Raw genomic sequence first — 24,195 nt, forward strand, 5'->3', positions numbered from 1 at the left:
GGCAACACTCATGGCTGACAAGAAATCCGGTATCGATCAGGCACTGATCCGCGATCTCGCCAATATCCTCAAGGACACGGATCTGACCGAGATCGAAGTCGAACAGGAAGATCTGCGGATCCGCGTTTCGCGCGCAGGCACGACCCAGTATATCCAGGCGCCGATCGCCGCCCCTGCCTATGCGGCACCTGCCGCTGCCGCCGCAGCAGCCCCCGTCGCGGCAGCAGCTGCCCCGGCTGCCGTTGCAGGCCGCAACCCAGCAAATACGGTCAACGCGCCGATGGTCGGCACGGCCTACATGGCGCCGGCTCCGGGCGCGCGCGCCTTCATCGAAATCGGTACGACGGTCAAGGAAGGCCAGACGCTCCTCATCATCGAAGCGATGAAGACGATGAACCAGATTCCTTCGCCGAAGTCCGGCAAGGTCACGGAAATCCTTGTCGAAGACGGTTCGCCCGTCGAATACGGTCAGGCGCTCGTCGTCATCGAATAAGGCGTTGCCAATGATCTCCAAGATCCTCATAGCCAATCGCGGCGAGATTGCCCTTCGCGTGCTGCGCGCCTGCAAGGAACTCGGCATCGCAAGCGTTGCCGTGCATTCGACGGCGGATGCCGACGCCATGCATGTGCGCCTCGCTGATGAGAGTGTGTGCATCGGCCCGCCGCCGTCGCGCGAAAGCTATCTTAACATCCACCAGATCGTCGCTGCCTGCGAGATCACAGGGGCTGATGCCGTGCATCCGGGCTATGGCTTCCTGTCGGAAAACGCCAAGTTCGCCGATATTCTCGAAGCGCACGGCATTACCTTCATCGGCCCGACGGCGGAACATATCCGCATCATGGGCGACAAGATCACCGCCAAGACGACGGCGCAGGAACTTGGCATTCCCGTCGTTCCCGGCTCCGACGGCGAAGTGAAGACCGAAGAGGATGCGCTGAAGACGGCTGCCTATATCGGGTATCCGGTGCTGATCAAGGCAACGGCCGGCGGCGGCGGACGCGGCATGAAGGTCGCCAAGACCGAGGCCGACCTGATCGAAGCCTGGTCGACGGCCCGCACCGAGGCCGCCGCCGCCTTCGGCAACGACGCCGTCTACATGGAAAAATACCTCGAAAAGCCGCGCCACATCGAAATACAGGTCTTCGGTGATGGCGAGGGGAACGCGATCCATCTCGGCGAACGCGACTGCTCGCTTCAGCGTCGCCACCAGAAGGTCTGGGAAGAAGCCAATTCTCCGGCGCTCAACGTCGAACAGCGCATGAAGATCGGCCAGATCTGCGCCGACGCGATGAAGAAGCTGAAATATCGCGGCGCCGGAACGATTGAGTTCCTCTACGAAAATGGCGAGTTCTATTTCATCGAAATGAATACTCGCCTGCAGGTGGAGCATCCGGTCACCGAAGCCATCACCGGCATAGACCTCGTGCACGAACAGATCCGCGTTGCCTCCGGCGGCGGTCTGTCGGTCACGCAGGATGAAGTGCACTTCCAGGGTCATGCCATCGAATGCCGCATCAATGCCGAGGACGCACGCACCTTCGTGCCGTCACCCGGCACGATCACGCATTTCCATGCACCGGGCGGTCTTGGCGTACGCATCGATTCCGGCGCCTATCAGGGCTACAGGATCCCGCCTTATTACGACAGCCTCATCGGCAAGCTGATTGTCCATGGCCGTACGCGCGTCGAATGCATGATGCGCCTGCGCCGTGCGCTCGATGAATTTGTCGTTGACGGCATCAAGACAACGCTGCCACTGTTCCAGGATCTCGTTTCCAACCAGGATATCGCCAACGGCGACTATGATATCCATTGGCTGGAAAAGTATCTCGCCAACAGCAAGCCGGCAGCATAGGACAGAATGGCAGGAGCGCGCAGGAAATCACCAGGTATTACCCCGGAGATCCTCCTGCGCGCCTATTCAATCGGTCTCTTCCCCATGGCCGAATCCGCCGACGATCCGGAAATCTTCTGGGTCGAACCCGATGTCCGCGGCGTACTGCCGCTCGACGATCGTTTCCACGTTTCCAAAAGTCTTCGAAAGACGATTCGGCAAAAGCCCTTCGAGATCCGCTTCAACAGCGCCTTCGATGCCGTCATGACCGCTTGCGCGCAGGAGACGGCCGATCGTCCCAGTACCTGGATCAACGAGACGATCCGAACGCTCTACTCAGCCCTGCACCGCATGGGCCATGCCCACTCTGTCGAGGCCTGGGATGGCGATGAACTCGTTGGCGGCCTCTATGGTGTTTCTCTCGGCTCCGCCTTCTTTGGAGAAAGTATGTTCTCGCGCCGCACCGACGCTTCGAAAATCTGTCTCGTCCATCTCGTCGAGCACCTGAGGCGGCAGCACTTCACCCTGCTCGACACGCAATTCACGACAGAGCATCTCAAAACATTCGGGGCGCTCGACGTGCCGAAAGCGGACTACGCGCTGATGCTCGCCGCGGCGATGGAATCGCCGCACCTAAAGTTTTAAGGTTGGATTCTTCATCCTTGCGTTGATTTTCTGGCCGCCCTGATTAAGGTCAGAACGCAACGGAGGGTGAAATCTTGAATCGATATTTTATGGCAGCGATCCTGCTCGCCATGGCTGCCGGAGCAGCCGATGCCCGCCCCTATCAGGACATGTTTCCGAACAGAACGGATTTCTCAGATCAAGAGAAACCGCTTCTGGAGAAGCTCGACTTCCAACAGGGAGCGATCAAGCTGCCGGCTGCGAAGGCGACGCTGAACGTACCGGATGGGTTCTATTATCTCAGCCCTGAAGATACGAAGACCGTGCTCGTCGATATCTGGGGAAACCCGCCGGGGTCGGCGGCTGATGCGCTGGGTATGCTATTTCCTGCGCAATATTCGCCGACTGATGTCGGATCATGGGGTTCGGTCGTCGAATTCAGCGCGGATGGATATGTATCGGATGCCGACGCAGCGACGATCGACTACGATGAATTGCTGCAGAACATCAAGGAGTCGATTGCGGAAAGCAATACCGAACGACAGAAGCAGGGCTTTCCGACGGTGACACTCGTCGGCTGGGCTTCTGCCCCGCATTACGACCAATCCGCACACGCCCTGCACTGGGCACGCGATTTGGTGTTCAACGAGAATGGAAACACGCAGCATACACTGAACTATTCCGTGCGCACGCTGGGCCGTGAGGGAGTATTTCAGTTCGACTTCGTTGCCGGTCTCGAACAGTTGAAGGAAATCGAGACCGCCGTCCCGACCGTGACCAAGCTCGTCCAGTTCGACAAGGGAATGGCCTATAGCGATCACGTGGATGGCGACAAGATCGCTGCCTACGGGATGGCAGGCATGATCGCTGCAGGCGCTGGCGCAAAGGTTGCCGCGAAGATCGGGCTGCTAGCAATCGCCGCTGCCTTCCTCAAGAAGGCCTGGATCCTCGTCTTTGTGGTATTTGGCGGGGCGGTCGGCTTCGTGAAGAAGCTTTTCACCGGCAACAAAACGCCCAACGCATAGCGACCAGCATCAGCAGGCGTGTCGCATCGAACGGATTTTATGCGGCACGCACACGGCGCCGCCATCACCTTGCTATAGATAGTTATTAGCAGCTAAAAGCCCGGTCGATCGGGCGCGTATCATTACTTGGCGCCGGCGCTGTCCGGAGGCGGGACGTCTGAGTTCTGCTTGCAGTCCTTCAGCCAGACGTCATAGATTGGATGCTCGACGGCGTTGAGGCCGGGACTGTCGGCGAACATCCAGCCAGTGAAGATGCGGCGGATCTTGCGGTCCAGCGTGATCTCGTCGACTTCGACGAAACCATCGATCTTCTGGGCTTCTGACTGGTCGCGCGAATAGCAGGCCTTCGGCGTCACCTGCAGGGCGCCGAACTGGACCGTTTCGTTGACATACACGTCGAAAGTGGTGATGCGGCCGGTGATCTTGTCGAGGCCAGAGAAGACGGCGACCGGATTGTCAATGCGGGCAGCCTGTGCCTGATTGGAAAGAAGCCCGGCGGACAGCGCCAATAGCGATACAGCTCCCGCAGCCGGCAGGACCGTGTTTCGCAGGGAAAGCTTCATATCTACCCGTCTCCAGCACATATCAGGTTCATGGCCACAGCAATTGCGGCCAACCTGCGGGTAAAGGTCAATTGTGGCCAAAGCGCGGGGCAGGACCCGCCGTCAGATGCTCGACTCTCAGTTGCCCGGCGTCCATGCGTCGTAGTCGCCGGTCACGCGGGGACGTTCGCCGGCAGCCGAGAGCGAACCCGGCGGACGGTAGGCCTGCGGCGAGCCCGTGGGGTTGGCGCGGTGCGGCTTCTGCCATTCCTTGGCGACGTAGTTTTCCTTGGATGGCGGAACGTCGGTCCGGTGGTGCATCCACCCGTGCCAGCCTGGAGGAATGGCGGATGCTTCGGCGTAACCCTTGTAGATCACCCAGCGCTTCGGCAGGCCGTAGGAGGAAAGACCGCCTTCGTAATAGACATTGCCCAACTCGTCTTCACCAACACGCTTGAAGCCGCGAAGGGCGAACAGCGTGCCGAAAGTGTAATTGTTCCACCAGGTGAAGGTGTGCAACAGGAACTTGATCATGTCTTTTCCTCGTGTCCGCAGGACGCGGACGAAAGCAGATAGGCTTTTTCGCTTATGCCGCCGCCAAGCCGAATTGTCCAGTGATTCCCGCCGAAACTGCGGTCATTTGAGCGCCATCTTGAAACCGAGATGCGACGGCTTGAAACCCAGTCTTTCATAAAAACGATGGGCATCCTTGCGTGCCGCATTCGATGTCAGTTGGACGAGCCGTACGCCGCGACCTTTCGCCTCGGCGATGGCAAATTCGATCATCCGCGCGCCGATGCCCTGCCCGCGCATATCGGCACGCGTCTGCACCGCCTCGATGATCATGGCGGATGAGCCGCGTGCATTGAGCGAGGTGGTGATCATCGTCTGGAAGGTGCCGACTACGTCACCGTCCCGCTCTGCAACGTGAAGCGTCTGGTTGGAAGACGCCGTGATCGTCGCGAAAGCGCCGGCATAATCCAGATAGGCCTCGGGATCGGTGGTATCACCATGACCGCCGAGAGGATCGGCGGCAAACATCGCAATCAAGGCGGGCAGATCGCTTTCACGCGCTTCACGAATGATGATGTCACCAGATCGCATATCAGTGGAACTCAAGCGCCTTTTCGAAGACCAGCGTTGGAATGCCGGACTGGTCGGGGCTATTGTTCTCGTTACGGCCGGCCTCAACGAAATCAAGTCGTTCATAAAAATGGACAGCTTCTTGGTTCTGAACCTCGACTTCCAGCCGCATGATTTCCGCGTCCGGGAAGCAGGTTTCGAGTTCGGCGAATATATCGCGGCCGATGCCCTGGCGTTGCAGATCTGGTTTCACGTAGAGAAGATGCAGCGTGACGGTCTTTGTCATCTCGGATGACATCGCCGCGTAACCGACGCCACCGATATCCCGGCCGTCATCGGCGACCAGGAATTCGGCATTTTTCTTCGCCAGGCGCGCCTTCAGCGCAGCCGGCGAAAAGAGATGGGCAACGAGTTCGTTGACCTTTGCAACGCCGTGGCTCGCGTCATAGGCCGCGTGGAAGCTCTCGACCAGCAACGCACGGACCTTCTCAAGATCGCGCTCGCTGGCCGTACGGACGAAATAAACCAAGACCTTCTCCTCGCGGCATCGGTATTCCGAAAACCGCTTCACACCCCTCGGCCAAGGCCGTTGGCTTATTCTTCCACAATACCGAGTTTGGCCTTGACGAGAGCCTGCACGGCCTGCGGGTTGGCCTTTCCGCCGGTCGCCTTCATCACCTGACCGACGAACCAGCCTGCAAGCGTCGGCTTTGCCTTGACCTTGGCAACCTGATCCGGGTTGGCGGCGATGATTTCATCGACGGCCTTTTCGATTGCGCCGGTATCCGTCACCTGCTTCAGGCCGCGGCTTTCGACGATCTCGGCGGGGTCGCCGCCTTCGTTGAGGATGATTTCGAAAACATCCTTGGCGATCTTGCCGGAAATGGTCTCTGCCTTGATGAGGTCGATGATGCCGCCGAGCTGCGCCGGAGAGACCGGCGTTTCCTCGATATCCTTGCCGGTGCGGTTCAAGGCACCGAGCAAGTCGTTGATGACCCAGTTGGCGGCAGCCTTGCCGTCACGGCCTTCGGCAACGGCTTCAAAGTAATCTGCAATCGCCTTTTCGGAAACGAGGACCGAGGCGTCGTAGATCGACAGGCCGAGTTCGCGCACGAAGCGCTCCTTCTTGTCGTCCGGCAGCTCCGGCAGGTGATCAGCCAGCTCCTTGACGAAAGCATCGTCAAATTCCAGCGGCAGCAGATCCGGATCGGGGAAATAGCGATAGTCATGCGCGTCTTCCTTGGTGCGCATTGACCGCGTCTCGCCCTTGTTCGGATCGAACAGACGGGTTTCCTGATCGATGGTGCCACCATCCTCCAGGATACCGATCTGGCGGCGAGCTTCGTATTCGATCGCCTGACCGATGAAGCGGATGGAGTTGACATTCTTGATTTCGCAGCGCGTGCCGAAGGGCTCTCCCGGGCGGCGCACGGAGACGTTGACGTCGGCGCGCATGGAGCCTTCGTCCATGTTGCCGTCGCAAGTGCCGAGGTAGCGCACGATCGAGCGCAGCTTCGTCATGTAGGCCTTGGCCTCATCGGAGGTGCGCATATCCGGCTTGGAGACGATTTCCATCAGCGCCACGCCGGAACGGTTCAGGTCCACATAGGACATGGTCGGATGCTGGTCGTGCATCGACTTGCCGGCGTCCTGTTCCAGGTGCAGGCGCTCGATGCCGATCTCGATATCCTCGAACTGGCCCTGACGGTCCGGGCCGAGGGAGATGACAATCTTGCCTTCGCCGACGATCGGATCCTTGTACTGCGAGATCTGATAGCCCTGCGGAAGGTCCGGATAGAAATAGTTCTTGCGATCGAAGACCGAGCGCTTGTTGATCGCGGCCTTCAGGCCGAGGCCGGTGCGTACCGCCTGCTTGACGCATTCCTCGTTGATGACGGGCAGCATGCCGGGCATGGCCGCATCGACGAGCGAGACGTTCGAATTCTGCGGCTTGCCGAATTCCGTCGAGGCGCCGGAGAAAAGCTTGGAATTGGAAAGCACCTGGGCATGGACTTCCAAGCCGATGATGACTTCCCAATCGCCGGTGGCGCCGGGGATATAACGTTTCGGATCAGGCGTGCGAACGTCGACAATGGTCATGAGATGCTCTTCGAAGGCTGTTCTTTTCAACAGGTGAGGTAAAGGAAATGGCCTGCCGGTGCAAGGCTTTCGGCAGCCTAGAAACCCGGGCCGTAGCCTTCCGGCTCTTGCGGGCCAAGATGCTTGCTGAGACCGACTGATGGCACGTCGCGGTCTAGCTTCGGATTATAGGCGACCGAAAGCCAATGGATCGCGTAGCCGTGCTTCTGGAAAAAGGAGATCGCCTCTGTATTTCCAGAATGGGTCTGCATCGCAGCCTGCTCAAAACCCTGCTCAAAGATATCGGCCTCGATACGCTCCAGCAGTGCAGTACCAAGCCCCTGACGGTTGAAACTCGGATCGATCCAGAAGTCGGAAATGGTCTCGTCCAGCCCTTCGCGCGCGGCCCAGCCGGCGACCTGCCCGTTCTGTTCGACGACCGTGATTGTGAGCCAGTTATCATCCACGAACGTTCGGAAGGCGGTGCGGGCTCCATCCGTCATGGCGTCCGATTCGCCGATCAATGCCATCGCTCTTTGCCAGGCTCGCAAGCCGATTTCGCTCAAGAGTTGCGTGTCGCCTTCGCGGGCATTGCGAATGTGGATCAATGGCACCTCCGCGTTACTACAGAGAGTAGACCATTGAGTCGGGGAATTTTCCAGCCCCTGCAATGAGATGAAGAAGCGAAAGCAATATTATGGGCGGCTTTTTTGTTCCGCTGCGCCTGCTTGACCGGATTGTGGTTGCTGATAAAAAGCCCGTCAGAGGTGTTTTATGTCTAACCTGCCTGAGACCCGGTAAAGGCCCTGCCCGCAAGCACAGCTTCGCGCGCATGGGCCCGAAAAACGAAGCCGCGGCGTATCGGCTAAGCCCGATCGCCAAATCGTTTTCGTGCGCCTTCATGAAGGCGCGTTTCCGGATCAACAGCAATGGACATTTCGCGCGCAGAACAGCGCATCCTGCACCTTATGGCCCAGGGCGGCCGTATCGAAATTACCCGCGATGACAATAAAAAGATCGAAACGGTGAGTTGTTTCACCCGCGACGGCTGGGTCTATCCCGGCTTCGGCATGGAGCTTTTCCGCAAGCTGAAACGGCTGAAGGCAATCAAATCTTCCGCCGGTCAGCCCTATCGGATCACCGAAAGAGGACTGCAGCTCGTCAGGTCGCAGCTCGATAATAGATAGGTCTGACAAGCGCCTGGCCGTGCGGCGACGTCGTCGTGCGGCCAGGAGAATTTCAGAGCTTTTCAGAAAGCTCTGTGCGCATCGCCGTCCACTCCTCGGCAATCGTGCCTTCTCCCATCGTCTTGCCTGCACGGCGATACCAGTAGCCTGCGTTCCAATCATCGCCTTCGACGCGATGGCAAAGGGCATGGCCCCAGTCGAAAACCTGTTCGCCCTCGTGGTTCTGGCAGATTTCGTGAACCGCCTCCCACTCTGCGCCCAATTTAAAGCCATTGGCAGCGAGGCGATCAAAGGCCTCGATCAACCGCCCAAGATCATTGCCTGCCATAACTCCTCCTCCGGCTCAGGCCGTCAATCGGCCAGCCTTTTCTCCAGATGTACCTTTTCGAGAGGAACGCCCATGCTCTTGGAAAATTCGATGCCGTGCCAGATGACCTTGAAACCGCAGCGCTCGTAAAGACGGATTGCACCGCTGTTCTTCGCATGCGTGTCGAGCCGCGCCGTTTCCAAGCCCTCGCCTTTCATCAGCTCGCAGAGATGATGCAGCAGCGCTTTGCCGATGCCTTTGCCCTGATGATCGGGATGCACCCAAAGGTCTGAAGTATAGTTTGGCGTATTCTCCCGTGCGCCCCAGCCGACGATTCCTCCATCAAGCTCAGCAACGAAGATCTCGCCCGTCGTCTCATCCGGAAAAATCGCAAATTCCTGCTTCACCCGGTCGACGACAGCAGGATCCCGATAGCTGGCTTCAAAGGCGTTGCTTGCCGCCCATGCGGCGAAACCAACAACGCCGACCATTTTGTGGTCGGCGTCTGCAATCTTTCGTATCGTTAGATCGGTTACCACCACTTGGCCGGCGTAAACTTGCCGGCTGCCTGTTCGATGACATGGGCGGTCTTGAAGAGGGTTTCCTCGTCGAAGGCCTTGCCGATGAGCTGCAGGCCAAGCGGCAGGCCCTTATGGTCGAGACCGGCGGGAACGGCGATGCCCGGCAGGCCGGCCATGTTGACCGTGACTGTGAAAATGTCGTTGAGGTACATCTTGACCGGATCGGCGGCGAGGTTCTCGTCGGCAACGCCGAAGGCAGACGATGGAGTGGCTGGCGTCAGGATAGCGTCGACGCCGGCATCGAAAGCGAGTTCGAAGTCGCGCTTGATGAGCGTGCGAACCTTCTGGGCGCGCAGATAGTAGGCATCGTAGTAACCGGCCGACAGCACGTAAGTGCCGATCATGATGCGGCGCTTGACCTCCTGGCCGAAGCCGGCGGCACGCGTTTTCTCGTACATGTCGACGATATCCTTGCCGTCGACACGCAGGCCGTAGCGCACGCCATCGTAACGGGCGAGATTCGAAGAGGCTTCAGCGGGTGCAACGATGTAATAGGCCGGCAGGGCGTATTTGGTATGGGGCAGCGAGATGTTGACGATCTCGGCACCGGCATCCTTCAGCCAGGCGATGCCCTGCTGCCAGATGGATTCGATCTCGTCAGGCATGCCATCGACGCGATATTCGTTCGGAATGCCGATCTTCATGCCCTTCAGCGACTGACCGATGGCAGCTTCGTAATCCGGGACCGGCAGGTCGACGGAAGTGGTGTCCTTGGCGTCGACGCTCGCCATGGACTTCAGCAAGATCGCGGCATCGCGCACGTCGCGGGCGATCGGGCCGGCCTGATCGAGAGAAGATGCGAAGGCGACCGTTCCCCAGCGTGAGCAGCGCCCATAGGTCGGCTTGATGCCGACCGTGCCGGTGAAGGCAGCCGGCTGGCGGATGGAACCGCCTGTGTCGGTTGCAGTAGCACCTGCGCAGAGATGGGCGGCAACGGCTGCAGCCGAGCCACCGGAAGAGCCGCCCGGAACGAGCTGCTGGTTAGAGCCTGCGGCACGCCAGGGGTTGATGACCGCACCATAGTGCGAGGTCTCATTGGAAGAGCCCATCGCGAACTCATCCATGTTCAGCTTGCCGAGCATGACGGCGCCGTCGTCCCAGAGGTTCTGGGTGACCGTCGATTCATACCGCGGCTCGAAACCGTCGAGAATGTGGCTGCAAGCCTGGGTATGCACGCCAACCGTGGCGAACAGATCCTTGATGCCGAGCGGGATGCCTTCGAGATCGCCTGCCTTGCCGGCAGCGATACGCTCGTCGGAATTCTTCGCCATGAGGCGGGCGAGATCAGGCGTGACCTTGATATAAGCGTTGAGATGGCCATTGGCCGCATCGATCGCCGAGATGTAAGACTCGGTCAGCTCGGTCGCGGTGATTTCCTTGGCGCGCAGCTTCTGGCGGGCTTCGGCAATGGTCAGGCTGGTGAGTTCGCTCATCGTGTTTTCGCTTCAGGTCTGAAAATGGCAACAAGGTCGGAAAGAGGCGGGCAAAGCCTTATTCGACGACTTTCGGCACCAGGAAGAAATTGTGGTCGGTGATCGGCGCATTGGCAACGACATCGGCGGCCTTGTTGCCGTCATTGACGACATCGGCGCGCTTCTTCATGTCCATCGGCGTCACGGATGTCATGGCCTCGACGCCACTAACGTCAACTTCGGAAAGCTGTTCGACGAAGCCGAGGATACCATTCAATTCGCCGACCATGCGATTTGCCTCTTCTTCCGAAACGGCAATACGGGCAAGGCGCGCTACGCGCTTAACGGTGGCGAGATCGACGGACATGGCATTCTCCGGATAGGAATTTTCCTATCGCTATAAAGACCATGTCCGTCCTGTGCAACGGGTTTGCCTTTTCGGCAATGCAGAATTCCTGCCCTCAAATCCACCGAGATTTGCAGGCAAACGCATCAGAGAGACAGGCTTTCGCCGGGCTTCGGCGCCTTTACTTGGCTCTTCGAGCCTTCCATGCCGGCGATGAATTTTTCCGGCGTCTGGTCGATGATCGGGAAGGTGCCGTAGTGGCAGGGAATGGCCGTCTTGAAGTTGAAGTAGCGCTGGCAGGCAAGAGCCGCCACCGCGCCGCCCATGGTGAAGCGGTCGCCGATCGGCACGATACCGATATCGGGCTGATGCAATTCGTTGATAAGCGCCATATCGGAGAAGATATCGGTGTCGCCCATATGGAAGAGGCTCGGCTCGTCGTCGAAATGCAGCATCAGGCCGTTCGCATTGCCGAGCGAGTGGGAAACCCCGTCTTCCGTCGTCTGAGCGGAGGAATGCAGCGCATTGGTGAAGGTCGCGGTGAAGCTGCCGAGCGCGACCGTGCCGCCGGTATTGCCCATTTCCAGCTTTTCGACGCCCTTCGTGCTAAGCCAGGAGGCAAGATCGGCATTGGCGAGAACGACGGCACCGGTTTCCTTTGCGATCGCTACGGTATCGCCGACATGGTCGCCATGGCCGTGGGTTAGCAGGATATGGGTGATGCCGTTGGTCACTTCCTTTATGCCCTGGCCGGCGAAAGACGAGTTATAGGTCAGGAAAGGGTCGATCAGGATTTTGGCGGCTTTCGTTTCGATACGGAAAGCAGAATGGCCGAGCCAGGTGATCTTCATGAAAAGTCTCCTTAATTACGTGATGCAAAAGGCGATTTCGGGGGCCAGAAAGGCTTAGGACAATTCTGGCCGGAAACCGTTTCGCACTTTTCCTGGAATTGCTCTAAGGACATAGCCGATATGGCCGCAAAGAAAAGCGGCGGGAACTTCAATTTCTTTTGACAGGATGACACGGCAATGACGGTGCTGACGATCGAGGAACTAGCCGAAACGCTCGGTCCCGGACAGGCAATCGCAGGCCTCGATCTCGGCACCAAGACGATCGGCCTTGCCATGTCCGATCTCGGACGCCGCTTTGCGACGCCACGCCCGGTGCTCAAGCGCGAGAAATTCACCATCGATGCCGAGACGCTGCTGGGTTTCGCCGCAAAAGAGAAGGTTGCGGCCTTCGTTATCGGCCTGCCGATGAATATGGACGGATCGGTCGGTCCGCGCGTGCAGGCGACACGGGCTTTCGTGCGCAACATGGAGCAGAAGACTGCCATTCCCTTCGTTTATTGGGATGAGCGGCTATCGACGGTGGCTGCCGAACGCGCCTTACTGGAAATGGACGTGTCGCGGGCAAAACGTGCCGAGCGGATCGATTCGGCTGCGGCGAGCTTTATCCTTCAAGGAGCGCTCGACAGACTTTCTTTGCTGGCGAGATCGGCGGACGACACGGAGGCATGACGCGCCCTCCACCAGGCCGCGATCTGGCGGCGTTTGCGGAGGCCCATAATGGCGAAGACGACGAGACTATCGACGGCTATCGCGCGGGCGACGAGCGGCGGGATTTCCTGCGGCGGCAGGCCGAGGGCCTTGCCATAGATCTCGAAAGTCAGGTCATGGACCTGCCGCGTCAGCATGAAGATGCCGAAGTTCAGGTCGTAATAGGAAAGCCAGTACCATCCCGCTAGGAAGACGATAGGACCGGCCCAGAAGATCAGAAACCACTTCATGCGGCCTCTCCTTCGTGCTTGCGCAGGACCGGCATATCAAGGGAAGCGAGCCAGACCGACGATGCCATGATGCAGAGTACGAGCGTGGGCACGGCGATATCCAGCGCCAGCACGGCGAAAAACATCATCGCCGCGACAAGCAACGCGGTTCTGGCGATTTTGGTTTCCATGGCCGAACTCGGGTCCACACTCGTTACATTTCTAATGTGGATCACACTGGCGGGTTAACCAGCGTCACGCAACGTAAACCAACTGTTAAGGTTAACTGCCGAGTAGAGGCTGTGGATTGTTTAGCCGTAGACACCGCGCACCAGCCGCTTTAGCGCGGTGGCAGCCTTCTCCCAGTCCTTGCCGTTCTTCAAAAGCAGCCCTGCGCACTGCCCACCAGCCGCGGCAGCAAGCACGAGATGCTGAATGGAGGCAAAGATGAGCGCATTGACGGCGGCAACATCGACGCCCTTCGGCGGCGTCAGCGAACCGCGCATGCGATCGAGCCACTGGCCAAGCGCCTTCGAGCGCGCTTCCGAAAGGCGCTTCACCTGCTCGGTATTTTCGGACACCTCCCAGGCGACGATGCGGCGCATCAAGGGATCCTCGCGCAGTGCCTCAAGAAAAAGCAAGGACAAGCGCTCCATCAGGTCGCCGTAGGTCAGCAAGAACATGCCGCCAGTATCTTCGGGGATGCGGTCCTTGACCCAGTTGCCGAGATCGGCACCGATCGCCTCGACAAGACCGTCGAGACCGCCATAATACCGGTAGATGAGTTGCTTGTCGCAGCCGGCGCGGCGCGCGACAGCGTTGATGCCGAAATTCTGGAAACCCTCTTCCGCCAGCAGGTTCTTGGCGGCTTTCAGGATAGTGCGTTCCGTAGCGCCTCTGTCGCGGATACGCTTTTCAGGCTCAGCGGCACCCGTCTGTTCGAGCACGGCCACGGCAGTTTCATTCAGCATTTGGTCAACCCCGGTCTGTCACCAATCGGTGAGTAACAGTGGAATTTTCCATCTACAATCCTATCTAATTGAGAAGACTGTGGATATTGATGGTCCGCAGCTCTGCTGACGCTGGTGGGCGGCCCAGCGGCTTTTTTCACCCGGTACAACGCGCCCGAGAAATCTTTCCCATGCGGTTGATCGCGATGGACGAAGCCGGCATTGCTGCATTATGAAAAGAGACGACAATTTCTGCTAAGGCCTTGCAATGGTGAATTATATCGAAGCCTCCTCCGCGCCGCCGAAAAATACCGGCGCCATCAGGCTTTATGGCCCTGAAGCATTCGAGGGAATGCGCAACGCGTGCCAGCTGACCGCGCGCTGCCTCGATGCGCTTGCCGATATCGTCAAGCCGGGTCTCGCCACCAATGAAATCGACCGCTTCGTTTTCGAGTTCGGCATGGATAACGGCGCCTATCCGGCGACGCTGAACTATCGCGGCTATACGAAGTCCACCTGCACTTCGATCAATCATGTAGTCTGTCACGGTATTCCCGATGACAAGCCGCTGCGCGAAGGCGATATCGTCAATATCGACGTGACCTTCGTCGTCGACGGCTGGCATGGGGATTCGAGCCGCATGTACCCGGTAGGCCAGATCAAGCGCGCCGCCGAACGCCTGCTGGAAGTGACCTATGAATCGCTGATGCGCGGCATTGCCGCCGTTCATCCCGGCGCACGCACCGGCGCGATCGGCGAAGCGATCCAGACCTATGCCGAAGCCGAGCGTTGCTCCGTCGTGCGCGATTTCTGCGGCCACGGTGTCGGCCGTCTCTTCCACGATTCGCCGAACATCCTGCATTACGGCCGCGCCAATGAAGGACCGGAATTGCGCGAGGGCATGATCTTCACCATCGAACCGATGATCAATCTCGGACGCCCGCACGTGAAGGTGCTGGCGGACGGCTGGACTGCCGTGACGCGCGATCGTTCGCTGTCGGCGCAGTACGAACATACGGTCGGCGTGACCGCCAATGGCTGCGAAATCTTCACGCTGTCGCCTGCCGGCCTCGACCGGCCGGGCCTGCCGCCGCTGAACGGGTGACATCATCCATGGCGAAAGGTCCCGTTCCGCAGGCCAGCAATGACGAATTGCCTTTCGACATGGACGAAGATGTCGCAGTCGATGAGCGGGCGTTTTTCGCGCAGCCGGCAAAGGCGGCTGCTTCTACCAAAAAGGCCGCCCTGCCCGCCAAGGAAGAACATTATCACGGCCATCGCGAAAGGCTGCGCAGCCGTTTTCGAGAGCACGGCGATACGGCGCTCGTCGATTATGAAATCCTCGAACTCCTGCTTTTTCGGCTGATCCCACGCCGCGATACGAAACCGATCGCCAAGGCATTGATCGACCGCTTCGGGTCGCTTGCGGGCGTCTTCGGCGCACCGGCAGCACTGCTGCAGGAGGTCAAAGGCGTCGGAGAAGCGGTGGCGCTAGATCTGAAGCTGATATCCGCCATTAGCCATCGCGCACTGAAGAGCGAGCTCAAGGGCAAGCAGGTGCTTTCCTCGTGGTCGTCAGTCATTCAGTATTGCCATGCTGCCATGGCACATGAGGCGCGCGAGCAGTTCCGCATTCTCTTCCTCGACAAGCGCAATGCACTGATTGCCGACGAGGTGCAGGGGCGTGGGACTGTGGACCACACACCAGTCTATCCGCGTGAGGTGGTGAGGCGGGCGCTCGAGCTTTCGGCAACGGCGCTTATTCTCGTCCACAATCATCCCTCGGGCGACCCGACACCATCGCGTGCCGATATCGACATGACGAAGATGATCATCGATGCTGCAAAACCGCTCGGTATTGCCATCCACGATCACATCATCATCGGCAAAGACGGACAAGCAAGCCTCAAAGGGCTGCGCTTGATATAAGACCTCGGCTAAGGCATGAAAAAGCCATTATGGCGTTCTCCAAGCTGAATGACTGACAACAGGATGGGAAATATGGGCATTTCTCCTAGTCGTTTATACGCGCCGCCGAGCCTTCGATCGCTGATACGCCTGACGCTTCTGCTGCTCGTCGTGACCGGTGTCTATCTCGGCTACCTGCAGCTTTCGACGAATGTGCATGCGGTCGTCGATGGTCAGGTCTATCGCTCTGCCCAGCCCTCCCCCGCAAAGCTTGGCGAACTCGTCAAGGAGTACGGCATCAAATCCGTACTGAACCTGCGCGGCGACAGCAGCGGCGAGGCCTGGTACGATAACGAGGTCGCCGCAGCAAAGGGACTGAATGTCCAGCATATCGACTTCCGCATGTCGGCGACGAAGGAACTTTCCATCGAAGAAGGACGCCAGTTGATGGCGATCATGGCCGCCGCACCCAAGCCGATGCTCATTCACTGCAAGGCCGGCGCCGACCGGACGGGATTGGCTTCAGCCATCTACGTCGCCGGCGTTGCCAAGGAAGGAGAGATGGCGGCGGAATCGCAGATATCACTGACATACGGCCATCTGTCGCTTTTCTTCATCGGCGCCTATGCGATGGATCGCACATTCGAGCGGCTTGAGCCGATGTTCGGCTTTTTGAATTCCTAAACGGTATTGAAATACAAACTGTAACATTGACCGGCTACCGGTGAACGCGCGACATTTCGCGTCGCAATATGATTCCAATTCCAGTTTGGGGCTAAAGATGTTCCAGTACGATCTCGTGGTAGTGGGCAGCGGTCCGGCAGGGCGCCGCGGCGCAATCCAGGCTGCAAAACTCGGCAAGAAAGTGCTGGTCATCGAGCAGGGAAAACGTGTCGGCGGCGTGTCCGTCCATACCGGTACTATCCCTTCCAAGACGTTGCGCGAAACCGCACTCAACCTTTCCGGCTGGCGTGAACGCGGCTTTTACGGCCGCAGCTACCGCGTCAAGCAGGAGATCAGCGCTGAAGATCTGCGCCGCCGCCTGCTAATCACGCTCAATCATGAAGTGGAAGTGCTCGAACATCAGTTCGCCCGCAACCGCGTCCAACATATCCGCGGCAAGGCCAGCTTCGTCGACGCCAATACCCTGCAGGTCATCAAGGACGATGGCGACACGATGATGGTGACCGGCGCCAGTATTCTTCTTGCGGTCGGCACCAAGCCGTTTCGGCCTGATTACATGCCCTTCGACAACAAGACCGTGCTCGACAGTGACGAGCTGCTCGATATCGAGGAACTGCCACGCAGCATGGTCGTCATCGGCGCCGGCGTCATCGGCATCGAATATGCAACGATCTTTTCGGCGCTGGATACCGCCGTGACCGTCATCGATCCAAAGTCGACCATGCTCGACTTCATCGACAAGGAGATCATTGAGGATTTCACTTACCAGCTGCGCGACCGCAATATGAAACTGCTGCTCGGCACTAAGGCCGAGAAGGTCGAGCGGCTCGATGCGGGCAAGGTGCAACTGACCCTCGACAGCGGTCGGCATCTCGTGACCGACATGGTGCTTTTCGCTGCCGGGCGTATGGGCGCCACCGACACACTCAACCTGGAGGCCATCGGTCTCGAGGCGGACAGCCGCGGGCGCCTGAAGGTCAATCCCGAGACGTTCCAGACGTCCGTGCCCAATATTTATGCCGCCGGCGATGTTGTCGGCTTTCCGAGTCTTGCCTCGACCTCGATGGAACAGGGCCGTATTGCTGCGCGCGTCGCAATCGGTGCGGTCGCCAAGGAGCCGCAGAAATATTTTCCCTATGGCATCTATGCCGTGCCGGAAATCTCCACCTGTGGTCTGACCGAAGAGGAAATGAAGGAGCGTGGCATTCCCTATGAGTGCGGTATTGCCCGTTTCCGGGAGACATCGCGCGGCCACATCATGGGTCTCGATACCGGCCTGCTGAAGCTGATCTTCTCGTTAAAGACACGCCGTCTGCTCGGCGTGCACATCGTCGGTGAAGGTGCTACCGAACTCGTGCATATCGGTCAGGCCGTGCTGAACCTGAAGGGCACTGTGGAATATTTTGTCGAGAATACCTTCAACTACCCGACGCTTGCCGAAGCCTACAAGATCGCCGGTCTCGATGCGTGGAACCGCATGGGCGACATAAAATCCGAACTATGAGAAAGCGAGGGAACGTCCTCGCCGTTTCAACAGCACTTAAGCCACGATCCCTAAATCTCATGGCATGGTAGGCGCCTCATTATACCCTATTGATGGCTACTCTCGTTCTGTGCCAACTGACTATATCCCATGCCAAAAGATATTGGTAAGGTCAGCCTGTTCGCGCCTTGCATTGTTCTATTGCGTTCTGCTTATCGCCTTCCCAAATACGAGGCACGGCTTTCGACAGCCTGAAACCACGTCTTAGACCGGCCTGCGGCGCCACCAAATCCAGCTGCGCAGCCCCCAACGAGAGATAGATATTTTGCCCGATAATTCAGAGGCTGCTCGCAGACGGTTTCAGCTTATCCTGATAAAGCCGTCGCACTATGACGATGACGGCTACGTGATCCGATGGTGGCGGGCAATGATCCCCTCCAACTCGCTGGCGGCGATCTATGGGATTGCCGGTGAATGTGCGGAGCGGCAGGTACTTGGGGCCGACACCGCCATCGATATCACCGTCATCGATGAGACCAATACGCGGATCGATTTTGCGGCGCTGATTTCCCAGTTCAAACGTAACAATAATTTCGGGATGGTCGCGCTTATCGGCGTGCAATCCAATCAGTACCCCCGCGCACTCGATATTGCCCGCCCCTTCCGCGATGCCGGACTGCCGGTCTCGATGGGCGGCTTTCATATCTCGGGCTGCCTGTCGATGCTCGACGGCGACGCGATCGGCCTCGAGGAATGTCGCAAGATGGGTGTTTCGATGTTTGCAGGCGAGGCCGAAGGGCGGCTGGAGATGGTGCTGCGCGACGCAGCCGCCGGCGAGCTGAAGCCGCTCTACAATTTCATGAACGACCTTCCAGGCATCGGTGGCACGCCGGTGCCTTTTCTGCCGAAAGACAATATTCAGCGCACGCTTGGCCTCAGCACCAGTTTCGATGCGGGCCGCGGCTGCCCATATCAATGTTCCTTCTGCACGATCATCAACGTGCAGGGCCGCAAATCCCGCTTCCGCTCGGCGGACGATGTCGAGAAGCTGGTGCGTATGAACTGGGCGCAGGGCATCCATAAATTCTTCATCACCGATGACAATTTCGCCCGCAACAAGGATTGGGAAGCGATCTTCGACCGGCTGATCGAGCTCAGGGAAAAGGACGGCATTCCGCTCGGCCTGATGATCCAGGTGGATACGCTCTGCCACAAGATCCCGAACTTCATCGAAAAATCGAAACGCGCCGGCGTCACCCGTGTCTTCATCGGCCTTGAAAACGTCAATCCGGACAATCTGACCGCCGCCAAGAAAAACCAGAACAAGATCACCGAATATCGCAAGATGCTGCTGGCCTGGAAGGCACAGGGCATCATGACGCTTGCCGGCTATATTCTGGGCTTCCCGGCCGACACGCCCGACTCGATCCGCCGCGACATCAAGATCATTCAGGAAGAGTTGCCGCTCGACGTCATCGAATTCTTCGTTCTGACACCGCTGCCAGGCTCAGAGGACCATCAGGTTCTCTGGAAGAAGGGCGTCGAGATGGATGCCGATCTCAACATCTACGATGTCGAGCACGTCTGCACAGCCCATCCAAAGATGAGCAAGAAGGAGTGGGAAGATATCTATCAAGAGGCCTGGTCGCTCTACTACTCGCCTGAGCATATGAAGACCCTGCTGCGCCGTGGCGCGGCAACCGGCATCAAGCTCTCCAGCCTTGTCAAGGTGCTGGTCTCGTTTGCGACCACCGTGCCACTCGAAAACGTTCATCCCCTGCAGAGCGGCCTTTTGCGCCTGAAACATCCTTCGGAGCGCCGTCCGAGCCTTAAGCGCGAGCACCCGCTGCTCTTCTGGCCACGCTTCGCCTTCGATACCGCCCGCAAACATCTCTCGCTTGCCGGCACGATCATCAAGCTCAGTGTTTCGGCTTTCCTGATTGCACGCCAGGCCGATGCGAAGAGCTATATGGACAAGGCATTGACGCCGGTTGCCGATGATGACGAAGACGTTCTCGATCTTTTCACCAAGACTGCTGGTGGTACTGCCGCCGTCAGCCACATCAAAAAGGTCGCGGAACTGACCCACGCCCGAAAGGGCGTCTGACAGCCGAACGCAAGATCCGCCGATTTCGAAGGTTCAACAAAAAAGCCCTGCCGCAAGCGGCAGGGCTTTTGATTTCACTGCGGAAAAGCCGATTATTCGGCGCTATCCTCGGAAGTCTTCTTCTTCGGTGCAGCCTTTTTCTTCGGTGCAGCTTCTTCGCCTTCAGCAGCGTCTGCAGAAGCTTCAGCCTTGGCGGCAGCCTTCTTCTTCGGCGCAGCCTTCTTGGTTTCGGCCTTTTCAGAAGCTTCGCCTTCTTCGTCGGCAAGCAGCTCTTCCTTGGTCACCTTCTTGTCGGTGACGGCGATTTCGGTCAGCAGATGGTCGATGACCTTTTCTTCGAAGATCGGAGCGCGGATCGAAGCGGCGGCACCCGGCTGGCTGCGGAAGAACTCGAGAATCTGCTTTTCCTGGCCCGGATACTGGCGCAGCTGTTCGTAGATTGCGCGCTGCATTTCGTCTTCACTGACTTCGACGCCGGCCTTTTCGCCGATTTCGGAGAGAACGAGGCCGAGGCGGACGCGGCGCTCGGCGAGCTTCTGGTATTCTTCGCGTGCCTGTTCTTCGGTCGTGTCTTCGTCTTCGAAGGTCTTGCCGGACTGGGCGAGGTCGTTGCTGACCTGGTTCCAGATACCGTTATATTCGGCTTCGACGAGCTTGGACGGGGTTTCGAACTTGTACATCTCGTCGAGCTGGTCGAGGATCTGGCGCTTCAGCTTCTGGCGCGTCAGCGAACCGTACTGGGATTCGATCTGGCCGCGGACGATTTCCTTCAGACGATCGGCAGATTCGAGGCCGAGCTTCTTGGCAAGTTCGTCGTTGATCTCGACATCAGCCGGAGCAGCGACTTCCTTGACGGTAACGTCGAAGGTGGCTTCCTTGCCAGCGAGGTTCTTTGCCGGATAGTCGGCCGGGAAAGTCACGGTGATGGTCTTCTCGTCGCCAGCCTTGACACCGACGAGCTGGTCTTCGAAGCCCGGGATGAAACGGCCGGAACCGAGAACCAGTTCAGCATCCTGATCGGTGCCGCCGTCGAAGGCAACACCGTCGACCTTGCCGACATAGTCCATCTTGACGCGGTCGCCGTTGGCAGCCTTGCCCTTCTTTTCGGCATAGTCGCGGGCGCTTTCAGCGACCTTGAGAACCTGCTCGTTGACTTCATCGTCCGAGATATCGACAACTTCGCGCGTGACCTTGATGCCCTTGTTGGACTTCAGTTCGATCGGCGGAAGAACTTCATAGGACAGGGTGAATTCGAAGTCCTGCTGGGCAGCGAGGATCTTTTCCGCCTCGTCCTTGTCTTCCGTCATGTTGATTTCCGGCTGGGTAGCCGACTTTTCGCCACGGCTGGACAGGATCTGGGTCGGCTGGTCGCGAACGATCTCGTTGACGAGATCGGCCATGATGGACTTGCCATAGACCTTCTTAAGGTGAGCGGGCGGAACCTTGCCCGGACGGAAACCGTTGATGCGAACCTTGTCCTTTACGTCGGCAAGGCGCTCGTTCAGCCTGCTTTCCATGTCCTTGGCCGGGATAACGACCTTGATTTCGCGCTTCAGCCCTTCAGCGAGCGTTTCGATAACCTGCATGTCTTCCTACCTTCATTTCCGTGGCGCCGTGCCCAGACGCCGTTCGTTTCTGTGAGCACGACGCCGGCCAACTGCCGTGCGTGGCTTTTCTCAATTCCTGTTCGTTCCGCCCGAAGCAGAACAGCACTCGCTTTTGGGGTATCCGGACAACGAAGTTCCAGTCCTCCCGCCCTGCAAGGCAGCTTGGTGCGGGTAGAGAGACTTGAACTCCCACGCCTTGCGGCACCAGAACCTAAATCTGGCGTGTCTACCAATTTCACCATACCCGCGTTCACGAAACCGCATGCATATGCCTGCGCATGAGGCCTTCCGGAGCGCGGCGTCTCTATATCACCCGATTTAGAACAGGCAAAGGAAAAATGAACGGCAAATGACAGGGATTTGCGGGCAAAAGCGTACCGTTCCCGTCAGCCACCCCGACTCTCAATAGAGAGGCTCTTCATAGGCCGGCTTGCCGTCCACAACGAGGCTGCGGATCTGTGCGGCACCCGACGATGAAACGCTGGCAGCAATCGATACGACGCCCTCGTTACGGGCCTCCTCCAGCGGCTTTCCTTCGCCTTCCGGCACGTAATAGCGCTCTATCCCGTATTCGACCCGGATGGTTTCACCATCGTTGGGACCATAGCTATAGAAAGGCAGGCTGCGCAGGACGACTGTATCCAACGCAGCCGGCAGTTCCCTAAAGGACGATTCGACAATGCCCCAGAACCCATCCGGCTGACGCTTGAGGCGCACCCACAGGGTCTGTTCGCCGGCTTCTGCCGGAATGCCGCCGGTAACCGTCGAGACCGGGATCGACGATATATCGTAGTTCAGTACGACGTAGTCGCCACGCAGGAAATCGCGCGGATCAACCGGAGCCGTCTTCAGCAATATTTCGGTGCCGCTTGCCAGGATGGAAGCGCGGCTCTGGATGATGTAACCGAGGATCAGTGTCTGCAGGCCAGCGACGAGGAGCGCGGCAACAATATAGAAGCGACCAGTTAACGGTCTTGCGACGGCGAGCCTCATGCTCGTTCCTCCTTCGCTTCGGCTATTCCCGGTCCGGCCGCGAAGCGTCTTTCGAGACGGATGACGACCCAGGCAACGGCTGCGACCACCAGGCCCGAGAACAGGAAGAGGCTCGACGTGCCCAAGATCGTGCCGACCGTCACCGAGGCCAGATAGAGCATCTCGGCGGCGAAGGCGCCATAGGCCAGATAACGTACCGCTCCATTGTCCCGGCCATGCAGCGCGATCGCCGCAACGGCGGCAGCCAGCGTCAGCAGGCCAATCACCACCATACGTCCGCCTTCATCCATTTCGATATGGAGCAGGAACAATCCCATGAGGGCGACGAGGAAACTATAGAAGGCCGGAGCCGCACCCGCGGTTCTGACGAGCGTAGAAATCGGACGGATGGGCAAGGCTGTCAGCAGGAAAGCCACCATGCCGAGAACGGCGAAGGCGATCGCCACGGATATCTCCTCAGTCAGCACATAGAGCCAAGCGAGCCAGCCGACCACCAGCAGATAGGCGAGATGACGCGCCCGCTCGGCGCCGGTAAAGCGCACGAGCCCTATGACGACAGCCGCCATGACAAGCGGCGCATAGGGGCCGGAGCCGAACCAGCGCGTATCGAAATTCTCGAGGTAGACGGCAAAGGAGGCCCAGGAGAGGAAGCCTGCGACAACGGTCACTGCAGCCGAGCGGAAAAGGATTGCTGAAACGGTTGCGACGGCAAACCAGAGATACATGACCGTCTGTTCGTCGCCCGAGAGGTGATACATCTGGCCGATGAGCGAGATGGCACCGCCGAAGCTCAACGCACCGATGATGAGCAGACCGCCGGCTGTGGCGACCGCACCACGCATAAGAAGAAGTGCAGCGCCGATGTGAACCGCCCAGATGAGCGCCAGCATCAGGCCGACGCGAACGAGGCGGGGCATATACTCCCAGTTCGAAGCGACGAGAAGCAGAAAGGCTGCCCCGAGCAGCACGGCCGCCAATCCCATCAGCACGCGGCCGACGCTGAAACTGGCCGGACGCGTGTCGTATTCGGCAAGCAGCGTCTTTGCCGTCACTTCCTCAAGAAGTCCCTTCTCCACCCAGAGCGAGAGATCCCGCCTCAATCTGCCGCGATACATGCCCCACCCCGTATTAATCCGCCATTTTTGGCTTCTGCATTTATAGCGCAAGATCGGCGTGCGGAAATGCCGACATTTGAAATACGCAAATTCCTCATTGGACTTAATTGGGTCAACCATTAACCAAGCGCTAACCTCATCATTGCTAATATAACCATGACGCCCAAGGCATGCATTTACCGCATAGCCACCATGATTATATTGCACTGCAAAACAATCAAAAGTCATACTATTTACCTGCATATCGAAGCGCGGGGATGGCGCCCCGGCCCGGTTTTCTGGATGCCCGCGGACATATGTCCGTGACGAGATTCGCAGATGCGCACTCCTCCTCCCAGCGCCCTGCGATAGGCTGGCAACACTCCTCCTCCCAGTTGCCAGTCACCATCATGACGCCCACCGGACCCTCCCCCGGTGGGCGTTTTTCTTAACAGGTGATTAAACGATTAGCATCCTACCTTTTCGGGCTTTCGCCTGAATCAGGGTAAAGCAATCGTTAAGCCGCGTCGGGCAGTCAGCAGAGCGCTTCAGCGCGCGGAGGCCCGTCATTTTCCCGGAG

28 protein-coding genes and 1 tRNA gene are annotated in these 24,195 nt (G+C 58.6%); 11 read left to right on the forward strand and 18 right to left on the reverse strand.

The window, feature by feature from the left end; all coding sequences use genetic code 11:
* Window positions 1-10 precede the first annotated feature (10 nt).
* The 4 genes from accB (at window position 11) to FHT92_RS00795 (ending at window position 3,484) form a co-directional block, all read left to right on the forward strand.
* Window positions 11-493 (forward strand): acetyl-CoA carboxylase biotin carboxyl carrier protein, encoded by a 483-nt coding sequence (gene accB / locus FHT92_RS00780; RefSeq protein WP_183821945.1) that lies wholly within the window; start codon window positions 11-13, stop codon window positions 491-493.
* Window positions 494-503: 10 nt separating this feature from the next.
* Window positions 504-1,856 (forward strand): acetyl-CoA carboxylase biotin carboxylase subunit, encoded by a 1,353-nt coding sequence (gene accC, locus FHT92_RS00785; protein ID WP_183821947.1) that lies wholly within the window; start codon window positions 504-506, stop codon window positions 1,854-1,856.
* A gap of 6 nt (window positions 1,857-1,862) precedes the next feature.
* Window positions 1,863-2,480 (forward strand): leucyl/phenylalanyl-tRNA--protein transferase, encoded by a 618-nt coding sequence (gene aat, locus FHT92_RS00790; RefSeq protein WP_183821949.1) that lies wholly within the window; start codon window positions 1,863-1,865, stop codon window positions 2,478-2,480.
* Window positions 2,481-2,554: 74 nt separating this feature from the next.
* A complete protein-coding gene (locus tag FHT92_RS00795) occupies window positions 2,555-3,484 on the forward strand; it encodes a DUF2167 domain-containing protein (RefSeq protein ID WP_183743551.1) in 930 nt (309 codons plus the stop codon).
* 122 nt (window positions 3,485-3,606) lie between these two features.
* Here FHT92_RS00795 and FHT92_RS00800 read toward each other — a convergent pair whose 3' ends face one another.
* The 6 genes from FHT92_RS00800 to FHT92_RS00825 all read right to left on the reverse strand — a co-directional run bounded on the left by FHT92_RS00800 (window position 3,607) and on the right by FHT92_RS00825 (window position 7,796).
* Window positions 3,607-4,047, reverse strand: coding sequence for a DUF2155 domain-containing protein (locus tag FHT92_RS00800; RefSeq protein WP_037106339.1), 441 nt, complete (start codon window positions 4,045-4,047; stop codon window positions 3,607-3,609).
* A 117-nt stretch (window positions 4,048-4,164) separates the two neighbouring features.
* A complete protein-coding gene (locus FHT92_RS00805; protein ID WP_007825221.1) occupies window positions 4,165-4,560 on the reverse strand; it encodes an NADH:ubiquinone oxidoreductase subunit NDUFA12 in 396 nt (131 codons plus the stop codon).
* 102 nt (window positions 4,561-4,662) lie between these two features.
* Complete coding sequence (locus tag FHT92_RS00810; protein ID WP_183745317.1) at window positions 4,663-5,130, reverse strand: GNAT family N-acetyltransferase; 468 nt, start codon at window positions 5,128-5,130, stop codon at window positions 4,663-4,665.
* A gap of 1 nt (window position 5,131) precedes the next feature.
* Window positions 5,132-5,638 (reverse strand): GNAT family N-acetyltransferase, encoded by a 507-nt coding sequence (locus FHT92_RS00815; RefSeq protein ID WP_183821951.1) that lies wholly within the window; start codon window positions 5,636-5,638, stop codon window positions 5,132-5,134.
* Window positions 5,639-5,703: 65 nt separating this feature from the next.
* A complete protein-coding gene (gene gatB / locus FHT92_RS00820; protein WP_183821953.1) occupies window positions 5,704-7,209 on the reverse strand; it encodes an Asp-tRNA(Asn)/Glu-tRNA(Gln) amidotransferase subunit GatB in 1,506 nt (501 codons plus the stop codon).
* 77 nt (window positions 7,210-7,286) lie between these two features.
* A complete protein-coding gene (locus FHT92_RS00825) occupies window positions 7,287-7,796 on the reverse strand; it encodes a GNAT family N-acetyltransferase (RefSeq protein WP_183821955.1) in 510 nt (169 codons plus the stop codon).
* Between the two features lie 321 nt (window positions 7,797-8,117).
* On the opposite strand from FHT92_RS00825, the gene FHT92_RS00830 reads away from it, so the two are divergent.
* The gene (locus tag FHT92_RS00830; RefSeq protein WP_183821957.1) at window positions 8,118-8,375 is read left to right on the forward strand and encodes a YjhX family toxin; all 258 of its coding nucleotides are present in this window, start codon (window positions 8,118-8,120) and stop codon (window positions 8,373-8,375) included.
* A gap of 52 nt (window positions 8,376-8,427) precedes the next feature.
* On the opposite strand, the gene FHT92_RS00835 is transcribed toward FHT92_RS00830, so the two are convergent.
* The 5 genes from FHT92_RS00835 to FHT92_RS00855 form a co-directional block, all read right to left on the reverse strand.
* Window positions 8,428-8,703 (reverse strand): hypothetical protein, encoded by a 276-nt coding sequence (locus FHT92_RS00835; RefSeq protein ID WP_183821959.1) that lies wholly within the window; start codon window positions 8,701-8,703, stop codon window positions 8,428-8,430.
* A gap of 23 nt (window positions 8,704-8,726) precedes the next feature.
* Complete coding sequence (locus FHT92_RS00840) at window positions 8,727-9,224, reverse strand: GNAT family N-acetyltransferase (RefSeq protein ID WP_183821961.1); 498 nt, start codon at window positions 9,222-9,224, stop codon at window positions 8,727-8,729.
* Complete coding sequence (gene gatA / locus FHT92_RS00845) at window positions 9,215-10,696, reverse strand: Asp-tRNA(Asn)/Glu-tRNA(Gln) amidotransferase subunit GatA (protein WP_183821963.1); 1,482 nt, start codon at window positions 10,694-10,696, stop codon at window positions 9,215-9,217. Before gatA ends, FHT92_RS00840 begins: the two co-directional genes overlap by 10 nt.
* 58 nt (window positions 10,697-10,754) lie before the next feature.
* Window positions 10,755-11,042, reverse strand: a complete 288-nt coding sequence (gene gatC / locus FHT92_RS00850; protein WP_183821965.1) for an Asp-tRNA(Asn)/Glu-tRNA(Gln) amidotransferase subunit GatC — start codon at window positions 11,040-11,042, stop codon at window positions 10,755-10,757.
* A gap of 125 nt (window positions 11,043-11,167) precedes the next feature.
* Window positions 11,168-11,872 carry a metal-dependent hydrolase gene (locus FHT92_RS00855; RefSeq protein WP_183743573.1) on the reverse strand — a complete coding sequence of 235 codons (705 nt, stop codon included), beginning with the start codon at window positions 11,870-11,872 and terminating at the stop codon, window positions 11,168-11,170.
* 177 nt (window positions 11,873-12,049) lie between these two features.
* Here FHT92_RS00855 and ruvX point away from each other — a divergent pair, with 177 nt between their 5' ends.
* Window positions 12,050-12,541 (forward strand): Holliday junction resolvase RuvX, encoded by a 492-nt coding sequence (gene ruvX / locus FHT92_RS00860; protein WP_183743575.1) that lies wholly within the window; start codon window positions 12,050-12,052, stop codon window positions 12,539-12,541.
* On the opposite strand, the gene FHT92_RS00865 is transcribed toward ruvX, so the two are convergent.
* The 3 genes from FHT92_RS00865 to FHT92_RS00875 all read right to left on the reverse strand — a co-directional run bounded on the left by FHT92_RS00865 (window position 12,481) and on the right by FHT92_RS00875 (window position 13,760).
* A complete protein-coding gene (locus tag FHT92_RS00865; RefSeq protein ID WP_183821967.1) occupies window positions 12,481-12,810 on the reverse strand; it encodes a DUF6105 family protein in 330 nt (109 codons plus the stop codon). The two genes, ruvX and FHT92_RS00865, sit on opposite strands and share 61 nt — an antisense overlap.
* The gene (locus tag FHT92_RS00870) at window positions 12,807-12,980 is read right to left on the reverse strand and encodes a hypothetical protein (RefSeq protein ID WP_183743579.1); all 174 of its coding nucleotides are present in this window, start codon (window positions 12,978-12,980) and stop codon (window positions 12,807-12,809) included. The genes FHT92_RS00865 and FHT92_RS00870 overlap by 4 nt, the downstream gene beginning before the upstream one ends.
* 120 nt (window positions 12,981-13,100) lie before the next feature.
* Window positions 13,101-13,760, reverse strand: coding sequence for a TetR/AcrR family transcriptional regulator (locus FHT92_RS00875; protein ID WP_183821969.1), 660 nt, complete (start codon window positions 13,758-13,760; stop codon window positions 13,101-13,103).
* Between the two features lie 247 nt (window positions 13,761-14,007).
* On the opposite strand from FHT92_RS00875, the gene map reads away from it, so the two are divergent.
* The 5 genes from map (at window position 14,008) to FHT92_RS00900 (ending at window position 19,921) form a co-directional block, all read left to right on the forward strand.
* The gene (gene map, locus FHT92_RS00880) at window positions 14,008-14,844 is read left to right on the forward strand and encodes a type I methionyl aminopeptidase (protein ID WP_183743583.1); all 837 of its coding nucleotides are present in this window, start codon (window positions 14,008-14,010) and stop codon (window positions 14,842-14,844) included.
* Window positions 14,845-14,852: 8 nt separating this feature from the next.
* A complete protein-coding gene (gene radC, locus FHT92_RS00885) occupies window positions 14,853-15,668 on the forward strand; it encodes a RadC family protein (protein ID WP_183821970.1) in 816 nt (271 codons plus the stop codon).
* A gap of 72 nt (window positions 15,669-15,740) precedes the next feature.
* Window positions 15,741-16,331, forward strand: a complete 591-nt coding sequence (locus tag FHT92_RS00890; protein WP_183743587.1) for a dual specificity protein phosphatase family protein — start codon at window positions 15,741-15,743, stop codon at window positions 16,329-16,331.
* Between the two features lie 97 nt (window positions 16,332-16,428).
* Window positions 16,429-17,835 (forward strand): Si-specific NAD(P)(+) transhydrogenase, encoded by a 1,407-nt coding sequence (sthA, locus tag FHT92_RS00895; RefSeq protein WP_183743589.1) that lies wholly within the window; start codon window positions 16,429-16,431, stop codon window positions 17,833-17,835.
* Between the two features lie 406 nt (window positions 17,836-18,241).
* Complete coding sequence (locus tag FHT92_RS00900; protein WP_409527139.1) at window positions 18,242-19,921, forward strand: B12-binding domain-containing radical SAM protein; 1,680 nt, start codon at window positions 18,242-18,244, stop codon at window positions 19,919-19,921.
* A 92-nt stretch (window positions 19,922-20,013) separates the two neighbouring features.
* Here FHT92_RS00900 and tig read toward each other — a convergent pair whose 3' ends face one another.
* The 4 genes from tig to FHT92_RS00920 all read right to left on the reverse strand — a co-directional run bounded on the left by tig (window position 20,014) and on the right by FHT92_RS00920 (window position 23,636).
* Window positions 20,014-21,507 (reverse strand): trigger factor, encoded by a 1,494-nt coding sequence (gene tig / locus FHT92_RS00905; protein WP_183821974.1) that lies wholly within the window; start codon window positions 21,505-21,507, stop codon window positions 20,014-20,016.
* A 184-nt stretch (window positions 21,508-21,691) separates the two neighbouring features.
* A tRNA-Leu gene (locus FHT92_RS00910) sits at window positions 21,692-21,776 on the reverse strand.
* 154 nt (window positions 21,777-21,930) lie between these two features.
* Complete coding sequence (locus tag FHT92_RS00915; protein ID WP_183821976.1) at window positions 21,931-22,521, reverse strand: GDYXXLXY domain-containing protein; 591 nt, start codon at window positions 22,519-22,521, stop codon at window positions 21,931-21,933.
* Entirely contained in the window at window positions 22,518-23,636 is a 1,119-nt protein-coding gene (locus tag FHT92_RS00920) for a DUF2157 domain-containing protein (protein ID WP_183821978.1), read from the reverse strand. Before FHT92_RS00920 ends, FHT92_RS00915 begins: the two co-directional genes overlap by 4 nt.
* Window positions 23,637-24,195: the final 559 nt, after the last annotated feature.

The organism is Rhizobium sp. BK377, from assembly GCF_014193935.1.
Classification (GTDB): Bacteria; Pseudomonadota; Alphaproteobacteria; order Rhizobiales; family Rhizobiaceae; genus Rhizobium.